12 protein-coding genes are annotated in these 16,394 nt (G+C 56.0%); 10 read left to right on the top strand and 2 right to left on the bottom strand.

Annotated features, from left to right (window positions below):
• Window positions 1–2 precede the first annotated feature (2 nt).
• The 4 genes from PUV47_RS12960 to PUV47_RS12945 all read left to right on the top strand — a co-directional run bounded on the left by PUV47_RS12960 (window position 3) and on the right by PUV47_RS12945 (window position 5,774).
• On the top strand, window positions 3–1,136 hold the full coding sequence (locus tag PUV47_RS12960; RefSeq protein ID WP_274218990.1) for an efflux RND transporter periplasmic adaptor subunit: 1,134 nt from the start codon (window positions 3–5) through the stop codon (window positions 1,134–1,136).
• A gap of 3 nt (window positions 1,137–1,139) precedes the next feature.
• On the top strand, window positions 1,140–4,337 hold the full coding sequence (locus PUV47_RS12955) for an efflux RND transporter permease subunit (protein ID WP_274218989.1): 3,198 nt from the start codon (window positions 1,140–1,142) through the stop codon (window positions 4,335–4,337).
• Between the two features lie 143 nt (window positions 4,338–4,480).
• Window positions 4,481–4,969, top strand: coding sequence for a protoglobin domain-containing protein (locus tag PUV47_RS12950; RefSeq protein ID WP_274218988.1), 489 nt, complete (start codon window positions 4,481–4,483; stop codon window positions 4,967–4,969).
• Window positions 4,970–5,285: 316 nt separating this feature from the next.
• Window positions 5,286–5,774, top strand: coding sequence for a protoglobin family protein (locus tag PUV47_RS12945; RefSeq protein ID WP_274218987.1), 489 nt, complete (start codon window positions 5,286–5,288; stop codon window positions 5,772–5,774).
• A gap of 70 nt (window positions 5,775–5,844) precedes the next feature.
• On the opposite strand, the gene PUV47_RS12940 is transcribed toward PUV47_RS12945, so the two are convergent.
• On the bottom strand, window positions 5,845–7,821 hold the full coding sequence (locus PUV47_RS12940) for a methyl-accepting chemotaxis protein (protein WP_274218986.1): 1,977 nt from the start codon (window positions 7,819–7,821) through the stop codon (window positions 5,845–5,847).
• A gap of 343 nt (window positions 7,822–8,164) precedes the next feature.
• Entirely contained in the window at window positions 8,165–10,141 is a 1,977-nt protein-coding gene (locus tag PUV47_RS12935; protein ID WP_274218985.1) for a methyl-accepting chemotaxis protein, read from the bottom strand.
• A gap of 444 nt (window positions 10,142–10,585) precedes the next feature.
• On the opposite strand from PUV47_RS12935, the gene PUV47_RS12930 reads away from it, so the two are divergent.
• The 6 genes from PUV47_RS12930 to PUV47_RS12905 all read left to right on the top strand — a co-directional run bounded on the left by PUV47_RS12930 (window position 10,586) and on the right by PUV47_RS12905 (window position 16,354).
• On the top strand, window positions 10,586–11,656 hold the full coding sequence (locus PUV47_RS12930; protein ID WP_274218984.1) for a LacI family DNA-binding transcriptional regulator: 1,071 nt from the start codon (window positions 10,586–10,588) through the stop codon (window positions 11,654–11,656).
• Window positions 11,657–11,670: 14 nt separating this feature from the next.
• Window positions 11,671–12,684, top strand: coding sequence for an ABC transporter substrate-binding protein (locus PUV47_RS12925; RefSeq protein WP_413697797.1), 1,014 nt, complete (start codon window positions 11,671–11,673; stop codon window positions 12,682–12,684).
• 108 nt (window positions 12,685–12,792) lie between these two features.
• On the top strand, window positions 12,793–13,611 hold the full coding sequence (locus tag PUV47_RS12920) for an ABC transporter permease (RefSeq protein ID WP_274218983.1): 819 nt from the start codon (window positions 12,793–12,795) through the stop codon (window positions 13,609–13,611).
• A gap of 5 nt (window positions 13,612–13,616) precedes the next feature.
• Window positions 13,617–14,417, top strand: a complete 801-nt coding sequence (locus tag PUV47_RS12915; protein WP_274218982.1) for an ABC transporter permease — start codon at window positions 13,617–13,619, stop codon at window positions 14,415–14,417.
• Window positions 14,418–14,444: 27 nt separating this feature from the next.
• Window positions 14,445–15,539, top strand: coding sequence for an ABC transporter ATP-binding protein (locus PUV47_RS12910; protein ID WP_425313766.1), 1,095 nt, complete (start codon window positions 14,445–14,447; stop codon window positions 15,537–15,539).
• The gene (locus tag PUV47_RS12905; RefSeq protein WP_274218981.1) at window positions 15,536–16,354 is read left to right on the top strand and encodes a phosphodiesterase; all 819 of its coding nucleotides are present in this window, start codon (window positions 15,536–15,538) and stop codon (window positions 16,352–16,354) included. The genes PUV47_RS12910 and PUV47_RS12905 overlap by 4 nt, the downstream gene beginning before the upstream one ends.
• Window positions 16,355–16,394: the final 40 nt, after the last annotated feature.

Raw genomic sequence — 16,394 nt, 5'->3', positions numbered from 1 at the left:
AAATGGCAAAGCGTCTCTTGTGGCTGCTTGCGGCTTTCATGGTGTTGGGTGGCGTCTTGGCATTTCTTTCAATGCAGGAAGACGAACCGGAAGTAGCTGAGGACGAAACTCAGGAGGAATCCAGGCCACTTGTGAGCGTGGTGCCCGCAAACATCACTCGGCATCAGGGATATGTTTCCGTGTTCGCGGAAGTGGACCCGCGTTGGTCCATTGACCTCAAGGCACGCGTTTCAGGCACGGTGCGCAGCGTCTCAATGCAGGCTCTTGCGGGCAAGCGTGTGACCAAGGGCACGCAGATGGTGCGCCTTGAACAAGCCCCCTACAACGCTGAGCTTGCCAATGCACAATACGAGTTGGCCAACGCAGAGTTCACATTGCGCCAAAAGCGCAACAAGAGCCGCATTGCCGAAAACGACTGGCGCGCCAGCCGTCCCAATGAAAACCCACCGGAAATGGCCATACACCTTCCTGAGGTGCAAGTGGCTGAAAGCGCCGTAGAAGCAGCAAAGCGCCGCGTTGCTTCGGCGCAATATGATGTGGACTCCACGACGATTACCGCCCCGTTTGATGGCATCATCACCAGCCGTTCTGTGAGCATCGGCCAGAGCGTATCGGCAGGGGACACCCTGTTCACGCTTCTGGATGACAGCCAACTCGACATCCATGTTTCTCTGGACGCGCGCCAATGGGCGCTGCTTGACAAACGTTGGAGCGACAGCCGTGCCCGCATTCTGGATGAGAGCGGTGCGTTTATCGGAACAGCGACCGTGCAGAGCGGAGGTGGGTTTCTGGATCGGGAAAGCCGCCGGTATCAACTGTTTCTGGAAGTGGACGGCACCGAAAACCAAGGGGCATTGCCGGGCCAGTTTGTAACCGTCGCTCTGCCGGGACAGGCGGTCGACAACACACTGGAAATACCGGAGAGCGCGCTAACCCCAAATGGCTTTGTCTGGTATGCCGACGAAAACGACCTCTTGCGCCGGTTTGAAGCCCGCGCGCTGTTCCGTAACGACGGCCATGTGGTGGTACGCCCACCTGAAAATCTGGTGGAAGAGGGCTCCTTGCGTGTTCTGGTCATGCCAATGGCTGCTTACCTGCCGGGCCAGAAGGTCAAGCCTGTTCTTGAGGAGCGCTAACCCATGACTGCGCTGACAAACTGGTTTATTCGCAACCCGGTTGCGGCCAACCTGCTCATGGTGTTCCTGCTCGTGGTGGGGGTGACCTCCCTCATGACCATGCGCATCGAGGGATTTCCCAAGATCCCTGCGGACACGGTGGTGGTGACGACCACGCTGCCCAACGCCTACACCGAGCAAGTTGACCAGCAGATAACTCGCAAGATTGAGAAAGCCATAGAAGGCTTGCAGGGCGTAAAAAACATCCGCTCCGTCTCTGAACCGGGCTTCTCCAGAATTCGCATTCAAAAGGTGAATGGCTACGAGCTGCAAAAGCTGCTGGATGACGTGCGTCTCAAGGTGGATGGCGTGTATGACCTTCCCAAGGATTCCCGCCGCCCGATCATCGAAACCAACAATTTCGATGTGCCCGCGCTCTATGTCTCCATCCACGGTGAGACGGACCTCAAAACGTTGCAAAGCCTTGCGCGTTCGTTGCGCCTGCGCTTGCTGGCAGGCGAGGAGATATCTCGCGTCAACGACTGGGGGCTTCAGGGACAAGAAATTGCTGTTGAGCTGAAACCCGGCACGCTCGAGAGGCTGGATCTGACCATCTCAGAAGTGATGGCAAAGATTCAGGAAAGCTCGCTCTATTTTCAGGGCGGCACGCTGCGCCGGGAAGGGGGATACATTTCCCTGCGCGCAGATAGCCAAGCCTATTCGGTAGAGGATTATCGACAGATCCCGCTCATCGAATGGGCAGATGGCTCCACCACCTACCTCGGCGACGTGGCAACAATCACGGATGGCTTTGAAGAGGTAGACTTTCAAACCCGCTTCAATGGCCTTCAGTCTGTTGGCATGGAAGTGCTCATTGGACGCAAGGACAACCTGCTCGACGTTTCGGCAGAAGCAAATGAAATCATTGAGGACTTCAACCGCACACTGCCGGAGGGCGTGACTGCAGAGATCTGGGGCGATTCCAGCACTTACATCTCTGACAGGTTGCAACTGCTCAGCTCAAGTGCCGTGCAGGGCCTGTTTCTGGTGGCGTTGCTCTTGGCGATCTTCCTCAATGTGAAGCTCGCTTTCTGGGTGGCCATGGGCATTCCAATTTCCATGGCCGGCGCGCTGGCGGTTTCCACGACAGGCTGGATCGACTATTCGCTCAATGACATCACCACCTTTGGCTTCATCATTGTGCTCGGCATTCTGGTGGACGATGCCGTGGTGGTGGGTGAAAGCGTTCACGAACAGCGCCGCCGATTTGCTGATCCCATCAAAGGCACGGAAATCGGCGTTGAGCGGGTGTCGATTGCCACCGTGTTCGGTGTCTTGACCACTGTTGCGGCGTTCGCGCCCATGCTGCTCATCGACAACCCCTTGGGCAAGGTGCTCGCCAGCTTTGCAGGTGCGGTGATCCTTGCGCTGCTTTTCTCCCTTCTGGAGAGCAAGCTGATCCTGCCAGCCCACCTTGCGCATATCTCCATTCACAGTGAGACCAAGAAGTCTCTGCCCGCGCGCCTTTGGGGACATGTGCAGCGATTTTTCCGCTCCGGGCTGTTCGGGTTTCGCGACAAGATCTACGCACCGGTTCTCAAGGTTGCTCTGGCAAATCGCTACGCCGTGCTGGTGCTGTTCTTTGCCGTTGCTACCTTTGTCTTCGGCTTGATGGCAACCGGGCAGATCAAGTCCACCTTCTTCCCCAATGTACCGGGGCAGATTGTTTCAGTGAGCATGGAGATGGACTCCCGCGCACCGGTGCAGCTGACACGCAAGAACGTGGAGATCATCGAACAAGCAGCGCTGGAACTGAACGAAGAGTTTGCACAGCGCGTTCCGCAGAACAAACAACCCATTGAGCACCTTTTCACTTACATGAGCGGGGCTGCAAACGCCTCCCTGTACATGGAGCTTATTCCTTCCGAACAGCGCCCAGACCTAACCACCCGCGACATCATGGAGGCTTGGGAACAGCGGGTTGGCCAGTTGGAGGGCATCTCTGAAATCTCGTTCTCCGGTTTTGAAGAGTTCAGCGGCGGCTTTGAAATTCGCTTGCTTGGCGAAAATGCTGAGCTGTTGCGAGCCGCCTCAGCTGAAGTGCGAGATAAGCTTGCCAGCTTCAAAGGTGTGAGCAATGTGCGCGACACATTCAACTCTGGCCAGCCGGAACTGCGCCTGCGCCTGAAGCCAGAAGCACGGCATCTCGGGTTCTCTTCGGAACGCCTCGCCAGCCAGATTGGCTATGCCTTCGGCGGGGGTGAAGCACAGCGCATTCAACGAGGCACCTCGGAAGTTCGTGTGGTGGTGCGCTCCGTCCTGGAAGCCCGCAACACCATTGAGGACCTTCTGCAGCTGCGCCTCAAGAGTGCCGACGGCACATGGATTCCGCTGCAGGCTGTGGCAGATGTAGAAGCCCGCTATGTCAACAATGAAATCACCCGGCGCAATTCCTCTCAGATCTCGCTGATCTCGGCGGATGTAAACCGTGAAGTGGTGCCCCCGGAAGAACTCGGGCAAGCGCTGTTCGGCGCGTTTGCTGCGGAGATCGAGGCCAAATATCCGGGCGTTGAGCTGAAGCAAAGCGGTGAGCTGGAAGACATTGGAGAAATGAAAGGCGGGTTGCTGCGCGCCTTCATCATCGCCGGGCTTCTGATCTACATCTTGATTGCAGTGCCGCTGAAATCCTACTGGAAACCCTTGCTCATCATGTCGGTGGTGCCCTTTGGTTTCGTTGGGGCGGTCATTGGCCATGGCATCATGGACCTGCCGTTCTCGCTGCTGTCGTTCTTCGGTGTTCTGGCTCTGATCGGCGTGGTCGTGAATGACTCCCTGGTGATGATGACGTTCTATCTCCAATCCCGAGAGGAGGGCATGTCTCACGAGGATGCCACGTTCCGCTGTGGGGTAGACCGGTTTCAGGCAATTTTCCTGACCACAGCCACCACGGTGGTTGGCCTGATCCCACTCATGAGCGAAACCTCGGAGCAAGCGCGCTACCTGATCCCAGCGGCTGTGTCTTTGGCCTATGGCGAAATCTTTGCCACGCTGATCACCTTGATCCTGATCCCGGTTCTTCTTTCCATTGGAGAAGACATACGCCGCCTGATCTGGGGCAAGACCAAAGAGCCATCCTTTCCGGCTGTCGAGCCTGGAACACTGGAGACACCTTCAAGCGTTCCTCATGCGCCACATGAGCGCGCCGACCCCATAGACGCGTGAATCCCGTGCATCGCGCAGCAATATTTTGCAGTGCGATGCACAAATCTCAGGAAAACACAGAATATGAACTCTTGGCGTGTTGTGTCAGGACATATGCTACCCTAGGTGTTACGCTGGCGAATTAATTAGAGTTTTAGGGAATTATGAGCCTACACCGTCCAGTGACCAGCGTTATTCCAAAGTACCGGGCATTTCTTGGCATCGATGATCAGATGCTTGAAACAGCTCGCTCGCTTTGGTCTGAACTTGAGCCGGCACTGGAACCGCTCCTCTCCGAATTCCACAACAAGACCGATAAAGTGCAGGGCCTCGGCGAACGCACCGCGGCCCGACGCCCGGCTTTGATCCGCAAACAAAAAGCACATATTGCCCTTCTCTTGAATGGAAAGCTGGACGGGGCCTATGTTGCTTCAACCATGCGTACGGCGCTGGCTCACCGAGAAGAGGGCCTGCCTCTGGCATGGTACATCAACTCCCACGTGGTGATCGGAGAGATGATCTGCAAACACGTTGCCGCTTGCCATGAGGGGGATCCGGTAAGGGCGAGGGCGGCTGAAGACGCCATTTGCAAGCTGGTCTCACTGGACATCGCTGTCGCTTCCTCCGCCTATGAAGCTGTGCTGCTGGATTAAACGAGGCACCTAGCGCACCAAAATCTTGTTGCTGAAGTTTTCCACATCTATGAATTGCGCAGATTTTAGCTCAAGTTGCGCACTCTACATGGCGCCATCCTAGTCAACTCAAGCGGCAACAGGTTCTATTCAAAGGCTTTTCTGAGAGCTACTTGATCAATTCTCCTATGAACCCACGAGAGTTTTCCCACTGGCGTTGCTGATCAATGCATTAATTTAGAGTTCGCTTAAGCATGCATCATCCTTATCAGCTTGTTTCGTAGAGTTAGGTTTGCTAGTCAATTCTTAGTTGTGGCGTTGTTTATGTTAGCGAGAGATGGACCTTTACTCGGACCTAGACAGTATTGTTCCCGATTATCGTCGTTTCCTCGGCATTACTGAGGGCGATTTGACTGTTCTGTTGTCCATTTGGCCTCACATTGCGCCAGAGCTGGACGATGTTCTGGTGGCGTTTCACGACCGCACGAGTTTGATTGACGGTCTTGGCGATTACACCTACGCCGAACGCAGCGCTCTGATAGACAAGCAAAAAAGAAACATCACCATGCTGTTTACGAGCCGCCTTGGTGAAGACTATGTGCGTTCGACCATGCGCATGGCGATCAGCTATCGCGTGCGAGATTTGCCATTTGGTTGGTACATCGCAGGCTCCGCCGTATTTTCCGAACTGATCAGAGCAAAAATCCTCGGCGCAGCGGGGCTAGATAATGCGCTCAAGTTTCAAGCGCAGGAGGCCGTTCTGAAGCTCGTTGCGCTGGACACAGCACTGGCTGCATCTGCTTACAACGCTGCCCTCCTAGACTAATCCCATCGCAAGCGCATAAAAAAGGCCCCCAAGAATGGGAGCCTTTTCACTTTATGGGCCATGTTGTGCGTCAGGCGGTACGGATCGCCTGCACGAAGTCGCTCACCGTATTCTGCAGGTTGGCGGACTTGGCAGAAAGGTCATTAGCGGCAGAAAGAACCCGCTGCGCGTTTTCTTCGGTCTCAGAAGCGCCTTGCGTCACCAGAACGGTGCTTTCGGACACTTCCTGCGTACCCTTGGCCGCTTCGCTGACGTTATGAGCGATTTCCTGCGTGGCTGCACCCTGCTGATCAACAGCTGCGGAAATCTCGGAGGAGATGGCGTTGATTTCGCTGATCACCGAACCAATTCCGCGGATTGCCGTTGCCGCTTCATTGGAGACAGTCTGCATGGAGTTGATCTGACCTGCGATCTCTTCCGTTGCCTTGGAGGTCTGGTCGGCGAGGGACTTCACTTCAGAAGCCACGACCGCAAACCCTTTACCCATTTCACCGGCACGGGCCGCCTCAATGGTGGCATTCAGCGCCAACAGGTTGGTCTGTTCAGCAATATCGCTGATGAGACCCACGATCTGACTGATACGATCCGTTGTTGTGACAAGGCTTTGAACGGTCCCGTCCGTTTGCGTCGCTGCACCAGCTGCGCGCTCTGCAATCTCGCGAGACTTGTTCACCTGACGTGCAATCTCGGAGATCGACGCTGCCAGCTCTTCCGAGGCGGCTGCCACGGAACGCACGTTGGTTGAGGCTTCTTCAGAGGCCGCTGCCACTGTCGCGGCACTGCGGGCACTGGATTCAGCCGTCATGTTCAGGTGAGAGGCTGTGCCTTCCAGATCCCCGGAAGACCGGCTGATTGTCTCCAGCACCTCACTCACGCTGCCATCGAAATCCAGGATAAGCTGGTTCACGCGTTCGACACGGCGCTGCTTTGCAGCTTCTTCCTCAGCCTGCTGTGCAGCTAGCTGTTCTTTTTCAATCGCATTTTGCTTGAAGATCAGAACCGCATCAGCCATTGCGCCGATCTCATCCTTGCGTCCAACACCTGCGATCTCAACCGCGTTGTTGCCATGCGCAAGACTTCCCATGGCGCCGGTGATGTCGCGGATTGGCTTTGCAACCATCTTTGTCAAGAACACGCCGAGAACCACAACCATGACCAGAGCTGCCAGCACCACCGCGATCGAAGCAGAGATGCGGAACTGGGTGAGGTTGGCATAGGCAACGTCACGGTCCATGGACAGTGCCACATACCAGTCAACCGGCAAGCCATCAATGGCGCGGAAAGTGACCAGCGAGGTGCCATCGCCGTCCTCGACCTCAGAAATCTCATTGGAGATACGCGGCGCACCCTTAGGGTAAGCCTCATTCAATGTCTTGGCGATCAGGCGGCTATCGGAATGAACAAGGATCTTGCCAGAGTTTGAAACGAGGAAGGCGTGGCCCGCCCCGTTAAGGTCGGTCTGTTGCAACATGCTCACCAGACGGCCAATGTCAAAGTCAGCGCCTGCCACACCCATCAGACCGCGGCTCCCGCGCACTGGGGAAGCGACGGAAATGATGAGTTCCTGAGAGGAAGCATCTACATAAGGATCCGTAAGGACCGCTGAACCCTTGCGCGCGGCATCCTTGTACCAAGGGCGCACGCGTGGATCGTAATCGGCGGGCATGTCTGAAGCCGGCCAGATATGAAACTTCCCGGTTTCTTCACCGATATAGGAAGCCTGAAAGTTCTCCTCCATGAACCTGTGCTGGAGCACAGAACCCACATTCTCATTGGCAGGCACTTTTCCGGCGGTCTCGGCCACCGCATCAATCAGCATGATGCGGCCCTGAAGCCAGTTGTTAATGCTGTTCGCCGTTGTCTGCCCCACGTTATCCATGAAGCTTGACACTTCCTTTTTGATGGAACTGCTTTGCAACGCATCATTGTAGAGCGCGAAAGCGGCAAAAACGAAGAAAACGGCCGCGGCGGCAACCAATAGAGCTTTCGTCATGATGCTGTCGAGCAGCTTGACGGAAGCCGTTTGCTGAGAATGTGAAGATGTCATTTTAGGCCCGGATTTTCAGTGATCGAATTGCCCCTAGGGTAGCGATGCAAACCCTAACCAAACATTTATGGGTTATTTTTATTCACCATAATGGCAGGGGTTTTCCCGCATGTCGTGCAGGAAGTGGCCTGATAACCGTTAAAGTAAGCAATTTTGACATGAAAATGATAGAAAAAGCCGTTCCAGAATAAGAGTTCTTCGGCGGCGCAAATCAAATTCGGGATTTACTGGTCGATTATTGCGAGGATTCGTTTCATCTTTCCAAGGGTAAGCATTGACCAAAAAGAAGGGCCCGCACCGTGATGCGAGCCCGAGACTTAAATCAAGTCATGTATAGCGTGAGTTAGGCAGAACGGATTGATTGGACGAAGTGTTCCACTGTTTCACGCAGGGTGTCGGACTTGCCGGAAAGGTCATGCGCCGCAGTCAGCACCCGTGAGGCGTTGTGCTTGGTATCGGAGGCACCCTGCTTCACCAAGACCGTGCTTTCGGAGACTTCCTGGGTACCCTTCGCCGCTTCACTGACGTTATGGGCAATCTCCTGTGTGGCACTGCCCTGTTGGTCGACAGCTGCAGAGATTTCGGAGGAAATGGCATTGATCTCGTTAATGACGCTCCCGATGTCACGGATCGCTGTTGCCGCTTCATTGGAGACCGACTGCATGGAGTTGATCTGACCTGCGATCTCTTCCGTTGCCTTGGAGGTTTGGTCGGCAAGCGACTTGACCTCGGAAGCCACGACCGCAAAGCCTTTACCCATTTCACCCGCGCGCGCGGCCTCAATCGTTGCGTTCAATGCAAGAAGGTTGGTTTGCTCTGCGATATCGCTGATCAAGCCAACGATCTGACTGATGCGGTCCGTCGTCGCCACAAGGCTTTGAACGGTGTTGTCTGTTTCGGCAGCCGCGCCGGATGCACGCTCTGCTATTTCACGGGACTTGTTCACCTGACGAGCGATTTCGGAAATGGAAGCTGCCAGCTCCTCTGATGCCGCAGCGACCGAGCGCACATTTGTTGACGCTTCTTCGGAAGCTGCCGCAACAGTGGCCGCGTTCTCGCTTCCAGCGTCCGCCGTGGAGGTGAGGTGGGTTGCCGTGCTCTCAAGCTCGGAAGAGGAGGAGGTGATAGTCCCCAGAACATCGCCCACTGCTCGGTCAAACTCGCAGATCAGCTCGTCAACGCGCTCCATCCGGCGGCGTTTGGCTTCTTCCTCTTCAGCCTGCAGAAGGCGCATTTCTTCCTGCTCAATGGCATTTTGCTTGAAGATAAGCACTGCTGACGCCATTTCGCCGATCTCATCCTTGCGATCCGTACCAGACACATCAACACCGTGGTTACCCATGGCGAGGATGGACATGGCCTCGGTGATCTTGCGCAGCGGCTTGGCAACAATCTTGGTCAGACAGAAGCCCAGTACGACAATCATCAGCAACGCCGCTAGACCGGTGGCAATGGCTGCTGACATGCGGAAACGCGTCAGGTTTGCAAATGCCACATCCTTGTTTAAGGACAACGCGACATACCACTTGACCGGAAGGCCAGAAATTTCCCGGAAGGTAATCAGCGCGGTATGGTCGCCTTCAACAACCTCAGAAATCTTTGCGGAGATGGCAGGCGCGCCCTCCGGGTAGATATCCGTCAGGGATTTGTCCATGAACTCACGGTTGCTGTGAACCAAGACCTTGCCGGTTTCAGAAACAAGATAGGCATGGCCCGCACCGTTCAGGTTGGCCTGCTGGAGCATCTCAACGAGTTCGTTGATTGTAAAATCGCTGCCGACAACACCCGCAAGGCGGCCTTCATGGGTGCTTGGCGCGGCAACGGACAGTGTGAGTTCGCCATTTGCAGTCGCCACATAGGGTTCGGTTAGAACCGCTCCGCCTGCACGAACCGCATCCTTGTACCATGGGCGGGTGCGTGGATCGAAGCCATCCGGCACCGGGCCTTTTGGCCACATGTGAAACTGTCCATCCTGTGTGCCCATGTAAGAGAACTCGAAGTTCTCGGTCATGAAGTCACGCTTCAATGCGGTGACAGGATCCTCACCCTCTTCCAGGTTGGCGGCAATTTCAGCCACAGCCGAGGTCAACATGATACGGCCTTGCAGCCAATTGTTGATGCTGTTTGCAGTGGTGCTGCCAACACTGTCCAGATAGTTGGAAACTTCTTTGCTGATTGAATCGCTCTGCAACGCATCGTTGTAGTAGGCAAAGCCAGCGAAAACCACAAACACGGCACCAATTGCAACAATCAGTACCTTGGTCATGATGCTATTGAGTATGCTGATGGATGATCTCGCTGAAAGATGTGCTCGTGACATGGATCGAACTCGATTTCTTGTGTAACTGGTACAACCTAATATATCTATATGCCACCTATTGAAAGTATAGATTAGTTAAGATTTCCAATATCCCCCAACTGTTCTTCACATTGCATAGTATTTTAAAATATAACTAACATTGATACATCCATAAGAGCGTTAAATGATAGACCCAAAACTATATGTATAGACACTTATAAATGTCGTCATCTACGACAGTGACACACCCCAAAGCCCCTTAACGACCGAGTACCAACACCAAAAACACGAAGTGACACGTACGTGTGAGGACGGACCAAGCCCGAACGAGAACAATCAGCACTTTCGCACAATCACCTAAGCCTCTGACATTTCATCTCAAAAAACGTCATCAAAAGTTCACTTGAACCCTAGAGGTAAACGTTTACCTTCGCCCCTCGAGATTAACGAGGATGACTGTCCACCATGGCCGGTTCAACGACCATCAAAGATGTTGCACAACACGCAGGTGTTTCTGTTGCCACCGTCTCGCGTTTGCTGAATGGCAAAGGCAAAGGGCGTGTGAGCACTGAAGTTGCCGCTAAGGTGCATGCCGCAGTGGAAGCTCTTGGCTATCGGCCCTCTGCGGCCGGTCGGTCGTTAAAAACCCGCCAAACGCGCAATATCGGCATCCTAATTCCCTCGCTTTCCAACCCTGTCTTCGCTGAAATCTTCGCAGGGGTGAACGATCATGCCCGCCGTGAAGGCTACACCTTGCTCGCAACCGTTTCCGAGTATGACAGGGAGCTGGAGCTGGACGGCATACAGACATTCCTGAACCATCAGGTGGACGCCGCAATCCTGACCGTGACCAACCCGTCCCAATGCGAAGGTTTGGCGCTGTTGAAAGCCGCAAAAGTACCCTCAGTGCTGGTGTTCAATCAGGAAAACGATGCAACACGCGATGCCATGCCGCTGGTGACCGTTGACAATGAGCAGGTTGGCCGGGATGTGGCAAAGAAGCTGATCGCCTTGGGGCACAAGTCCATGGCCATGATCGCCGGGCACTTTTCCGCGTCAGACCGAAGCCGCGCACGCCGCATGGGCTTTGAACGCGCACTGACGGAAGCGGGCTTGCCGAACCCTCGCGTGTGCGAAGTGGATTTCGTAAGCGCCGAAGTTGCCAGCGCGCTGGACAGTCTGAATGTGGGCTCTGCCACCGGCCCGACCGCGCTGTTTTGCTCCAATGACCTTCTTGCCATTGCTGTGATGAAGGAGCTGCGCCGCCGCAGCGTCCGCGTCCCCGGCGATGTCTCTGTAATCGGGGTGGATGGCATTGCCATCGGCTCCCTCATGTCTCCCACTCTCGCATCCATAACCCAGCCGTCGCGAGAGATGGGTGAAAAGGCTGCTGCCCTCGTGCTCAGCCAGTTGAAAGGGGAGGCCTGTGCTGCAACGCAGTTGCTTGCCCACGACTATCAAGAGGGCGAGTCGGTGGGGCCGGCTGCAACCAAGTCCCCACCATCGTCCTCAGACCCATTGCAACCAAAAGCATGAACAGGGGTACTGTTATGTTTTCGAAGGTACTGAAGTCCGTCGCGCTCGGCGCAACTCTCATGGTTAGTGCGCCTTTCGCTTCAGCGCAAGCGGCAGACGCGATTTGCTACAATTGTCCTCCTCAATGGGCAGACTGGGCAGGCCAGCTGAAGAACATCGAGAAAGAACTCGGGTATGTTCTGCCACACGACAACAAGAACTCCGGCCAAACCCTTTCCCAGCTGCTGGCTGAAAAGGACAACCCGGTCGCAGACATTGCCTACTATGGCGTGTCATTTGGCATTCAGGCCGGTGAAAAGGGCGTCGTTGAGGCTTACAAGCCAGCGCATTTCGACGAAATTCCGGAAGGCCTGAAGGATCCGGAAGGCCGTTGGTTCACCATTCACTCTGGCACTCTGGGCTTCTTCGTGAACAAGGACGCTCTGGGCGGGGCACCAGTCCCAACCTCATGGGCCGATCTTCTCAAGGAAGAGTACCGCGGCATGGTGGGCTACCTTGACCCAACCTCCGCATTCGTCGGCTATGCTGGCGCAGTTGCCGTGAACCGCGCCATGGGCGGTGATTTCGACAACTGGCAGCCGGGCATCAACTGGTTCAAGGAACTGGGTGAAAACGACCCGATCGTTCCAAAGCAAACCTCCTATGCCCGCGTCCTGTCCGGCGAAATCCCGATCCTGCTGGACTACGACTTCAACGCCTACCGCGCAAAGTACACTGACGAAGCCAATGTTGAGTTCGTCATTCCAGCGGAAGGCACCGTTGTGGTTCCCTATGTGATGAGCTTGGTCAAGAACTCTCCGAACCCGGAAAAGGGCAAGGAAATCCTTGATTTCATCATGTCAGACAAGGGTCAGGCTGTTTGGGCAAACGCGTTCCTGCGTCCAGTGCGCGCCTCTGCAATGTCTGAGGAAGCGGCTGCCAAGTTCCTGCCAGAAGCAGAATACGCCCGCGCCAAGCCAGTGGACTACGCCAAAATGGCGACAGCCCAGGAAGCTTTCAAAGAGGCCTATCTGAACGAAGTACGCTAATCCGCACTTCGTCTCCCCCTTCAGGGTCTCCCACCCATCGGCTCTGAAGGGGCTTTCAAAACGCGCTACAAACGCGCGCAGCCCATCCCAACTCTCTGGACCTATCCAATGAAACACTCCTCGCTTTCAATGGGGCTTTTGCTGCTTCCGGCGAGCATTCTGGTTCTGGCGTTCTTTGCGCTGCCCATGGTGCAACTGGTGATCACCGGTGCCAGCGGAGAAGAGGGGCTGGCCGCCTATTGGAGCATCCTGACCGTGCCGCGCCACCGCGAAGCGCTGATTGCAACGCTGGTGCTCTCCCTCGTGGTGACACTGACCGCGCTGGTCATTTCCACCATCGTGGGCGTGTTCTTGGTACGCAACAAGTTTCCAGGGTCCAATCTGCTTGTGTCCATGCTGACCTTCCCGCTGGCGTTTCCCGGTGTCGTCATAGGCTTTCTCATCATCATGCTCGCGGGCCGTCAGGGCCTCATCGGAACGGTGAGCCAAGCGGTGACCGGCAGCAAGCTGGTGTTTGCCTACTCCATGACCGGCCTGTTCCTCGGCTATCTGTACTTCTCGATCCCACGGGTGATCTTGACCGTTATGGCGGCAGCCGAGAAGCTCGACATTTCGCTGGAAGAAGCCGCGCGTTCTCTGGGTGCGAGCCAGTGGCGCGTCATCAAAGACGTGCTTCTGCCCGCTTTGAAACCCGGACTGATTGCTTCAGGCGCCATCTGCTTTGCCACATCCGTTGGCGCGTTTGGCACGGCTTTCACACTTGCAACCAAAATCGATGTGCTGGCGATGACCATCTATACCGAGTTCACGCTTGGCGCGAACATGGCAAGTGCCGCCAGCCTTTCCGTTGTGCTGGGGCTGATCACGTGGGCCGCGTTGTTCATTGCGCGTTCGCTCTCCGGCAACAACGTTGCCGCAGCGGGGTAGGGACCATGCAACGCAAGACACTGTTTTATTCCGCGCTCGCGCTTACCCTTCTCACCGTGGCCTTTCTGGTGGTGCCGGTAATCATGTCCGTCATGGCGGGCCTGACAAAGAACTTCTTTCTCGGCATCAAAAGCGGCCTGACGCTGGAATGGGTCGTGCAGGTCTGGGACCTCTATCAGGACACCATCTGGCGCTCCATGGGCATCGCCCTGGCATGCCTCATCATCACGCTGGTGGCAGGTGTTCCAGCCGCCTATGCATTGGCTCTTTCCAAAAGCCGTTGGGCGCGCATCTTTGAGGAAACGCTAATCCTGCCCGTTGCCATTCCCGGCCTTGCGATCGCACTGGCGCTGATCCAGACCTATGGCGGCTTTCGCGAATTCCGCATGAGCTGGGCGTTCATTCTGGTGGGCCATGTGCTTTACACCCTGCCGTTCATGGTGCGCTCCGTGCTGGCGGTACTGTCCTCCATTCCGCTCCATGAGTATGAGGAGGCCGCTGCAAGTTTGGGGGCCGCCAAACGCCGCCGCTTCTTTGACATTGTGGTACCCAATGCCATGCCGGGCATTTTGGCGGGCAGCTTGATGGTGGTGACCCTTTCAATTGGTGAGTTCAACCTCTCGTGGATGCTTCACACGCCGCTGACCAAGACCTTGCCGGTGGGGCTGGCAGACTCCTATGCCTCCATGCGGCTGGAAGTGGCCAGCGCGTACACCCTTGTCTTCTTCATCATGATCGTGCCGCTCTTGATCGCCATGCAGAAATTTGGCGAGACGGGCCGCGCACGCAAGTCAGCCCGGCGCTGACGCTGAGTTTCAAAGGATCTTTTCATCATGACGATGACCCAGACTGGCTCCGGCAGCACCGAAATTTCCTTGATGAACTGCGCAAAGAGCTTTGGCGGCCAACAGGTCCTCAAGCCTGTGACGCTTACGATTGAGGCCGGTGAAACGCTGGTGTTGCTTGGCCCTTCCGGGTGCGGCAAGACCACTTTGCTGCGCATCATCTCCGGCTTGGAAAGCCCGGATAACGGAAGCGCGGTGCTCTTCAACGGTGAGGATGTAACCCGTCTGCCAATTGAAAAGCGCCACGTGGGCATGGTGTTCCAATCCTACGCGCTGTTTCCCAACATGACCGTGCGCCAAAACGTGGGGTACGGCCTGACAACGGGGCAGGGCAACGAACGTCTTTCAAAGGCCGAGCGGGACGCCCGTGTTGAGGACATGCTCAAGATGATGCGCATCCATGAGCTGGCAGACCGCTCCATCGATCAACTTTCAGGGGGACAGCGCCAGCGTGTGGCGCTTGCGCGCGCCATCGCGCCCCGTCCCCGTGTGTTGCTGCTGGATGAGCCACTGACCGCGCTGGATGCCACCTTGCGTGATGACCTGCGCATGGAAATCAACGCCCTTTTGCGCAGCCTTGGCATTACCGCCATCTACGTGACCCATGACCAAGCAGAGGCCATGGCCCTTGGCGACCGGATCGTGGTGATGAGCAAAGGCACCATCGAACAGATCGGCTCGCCGGAGGAAATCTACCACCAGCCCGTGAACATGTTCGTTGCAACCTTCATCGGCGCAACCAATGCGCTCTCCGGCAAGTGGACGCGGGAGGGATTTGTGCCAGATGGGCAGGAGAAGCCTGTGGCCACGCCGCGCTCTTCCGCGTTTGGCGGCAATACCCTTTGTTTCAGGCCGGAAACCATTGAGCGGATTGAAGAGAGCCACAACGCAGACGGCAGCCTTGAGGGCACCGTGAAAACGGCAGCATTCCTCGGTTCCTGCCACAGGGTTGTGGTGGAAATGCCCGGCGGGCAGCGCCTCACGCTTGAAGGGGCATGGGCGAGTGCGCCAGCGCCGGGTGACGTGTTCAAGTTCAAAATTGACGAGGGCGGTGTACTGCCCGTTTGGAGTACAAACCAATGATCATTGCGCAGCTTACCGACCTTCACATCAAGGCGGAGGGCCGTCTTGCCTACGGACACGTGGATACGCTCGGGGCACTGGCAAGGGCAGTCGACCATCTCAACGCCTTCCAACCGGCAATCGACCTTGTGGTTGTGAGCGGGGACTTGGGTGACTACGGCACGCGTGAAGAATATGCGGTCCTGCGCAAGGAGCTTGACCGTCTGTCAATGCCCTACCATGTGATCCCCGGCAATCATGACGACTACCGCGTCATGCGCGAGGCGTTTTCCGATCACGACTACCTGTCACAACAGGGCGCACTGACGTTCTCCATTGAGCGGGAAGGCCTTCGGATCATTGGCCTCGACAGCTCGGTTCCCGGTAAGTCCGAGGGTCACTTTGGTGCAGATAAACAGGCATGGCTGAAAGCCGAACTTGAGGCCCACGAAGACCAGCCGACACTGATCTTCATTCACCATCCGCCGTTTGAAACCGGCATCAAGCACATGGATCGCATCATGCTGCAAAATGCTGACGAGGACTTTTGGCCGCTGTTCCGCGATCAGGTGCAAGTGCTTCACATTGCGTGCGGGCACGTTCACCGCAACATCGATTCCATGAAGAACGGCATTCCGGTAAGCATCGGTTCATGTGTTGCGCATATCGTTACACTGGATCTGGATCCTGAGGGCGCTTCCTCCTTCACCATGGATCCGCCAAGCCTGCGACTGTTTTATTGGAATAACGATACGCTGGTGTCTCATCAGAGTTTCATCGGCAACTTTTCCGGGCCTCACCCCTTTTTCGGCCCGGATGGTAAGCTGATCGACTGATCTGTCGACTGGCTGACCTCCAGAGAGGGGCGGGCGTAGC

It is taken from the genome of Pseudovibrio exalbescens, from assembly GCF_028737195.1.
Taxonomy (GTDB): Bacteria; Pseudomonadota; Alphaproteobacteria; order Rhizobiales; family Stappiaceae; genus Pseudovibrio; species Pseudovibrio zosterae.
The sequence above is the reverse complement of the archived record's forward strand: the minus strand, read 5'-3'. Positions and strand labels throughout refer to the sequence as shown.

Excerpts from the sequence above, each read along its gene's own strand:
- PUV47_RS12960 (WP_274218990.1), top strand. The coding sequence starts at position 3 with ATGGCAAAGCGTCTCTTGTGGCTGCTTGCGGCTTTCATGGTGTTGGGT.
- PUV47_RS12955 (WP_274218989.1), top strand. The coding sequence starts at position 1,140 with ATGACTGCGCTGACAAACTGGTTTATTCGCAACCCGGTTGCGGCCAAC.
- PUV47_RS12950 (WP_274218988.1), top strand. The coding sequence starts at position 4,481 with ATGAGCCTACACCGTCCAGTGACCAGCGTTATTCCAAAGTACCGGGCA.
- PUV47_RS12945 (WP_274218987.1), top strand. The coding sequence starts at position 5,286 with ATGGACCTTTACTCGGACCTAGACAGTATTGTTCCCGATTATCGTCGT.
- PUV47_RS12940 (WP_274218986.1), bottom strand. The coding sequence starts at position 7,821 with ATGACATCTTCACATTCTCAGCAAACGGCTTCCGTCAAGCTGCTCGAC.
- PUV47_RS12935 (WP_274218985.1), bottom strand. The coding sequence starts at position 10,141 with ATGTCACGAGCACATCTTTCAGCGAGATCATCCATCAGCATACTCAAT.
- PUV47_RS12930 (WP_274218984.1), top strand. The coding sequence starts at position 10,586 with ATGGCCGGTTCAACGACCATCAAAGATGTTGCACAACACGCAGGTGTT.
- PUV47_RS12925 (WP_413697797.1), top strand. The coding sequence starts at position 11,671 with ATGTTTTCGAAGGTACTGAAGTCCGTCGCGCTCGGCGCAACTCTCATG.
- PUV47_RS12920 (WP_274218983.1), top strand. The coding sequence starts at position 12,793 with ATGAAACACTCCTCGCTTTCAATGGGGCTTTTGCTGCTTCCGGCGAGC.
- PUV47_RS12915 (WP_274218982.1), top strand. The coding sequence starts at position 13,617 with ATGCAACGCAAGACACTGTTTTATTCCGCGCTCGCGCTTACCCTTCTC.
- PUV47_RS12910 (WP_425313766.1), top strand. The coding sequence starts at position 14,445 with ATGACGATGACCCAGACTGGCTCCGGCAGCACCGAAATTTCCTTGATG.
- PUV47_RS12905 (WP_274218981.1), top strand. The coding sequence starts at position 15,536 with ATGATCATTGCGCAGCTTACCGACCTTCACATCAAGGCGGAGGGCCGT.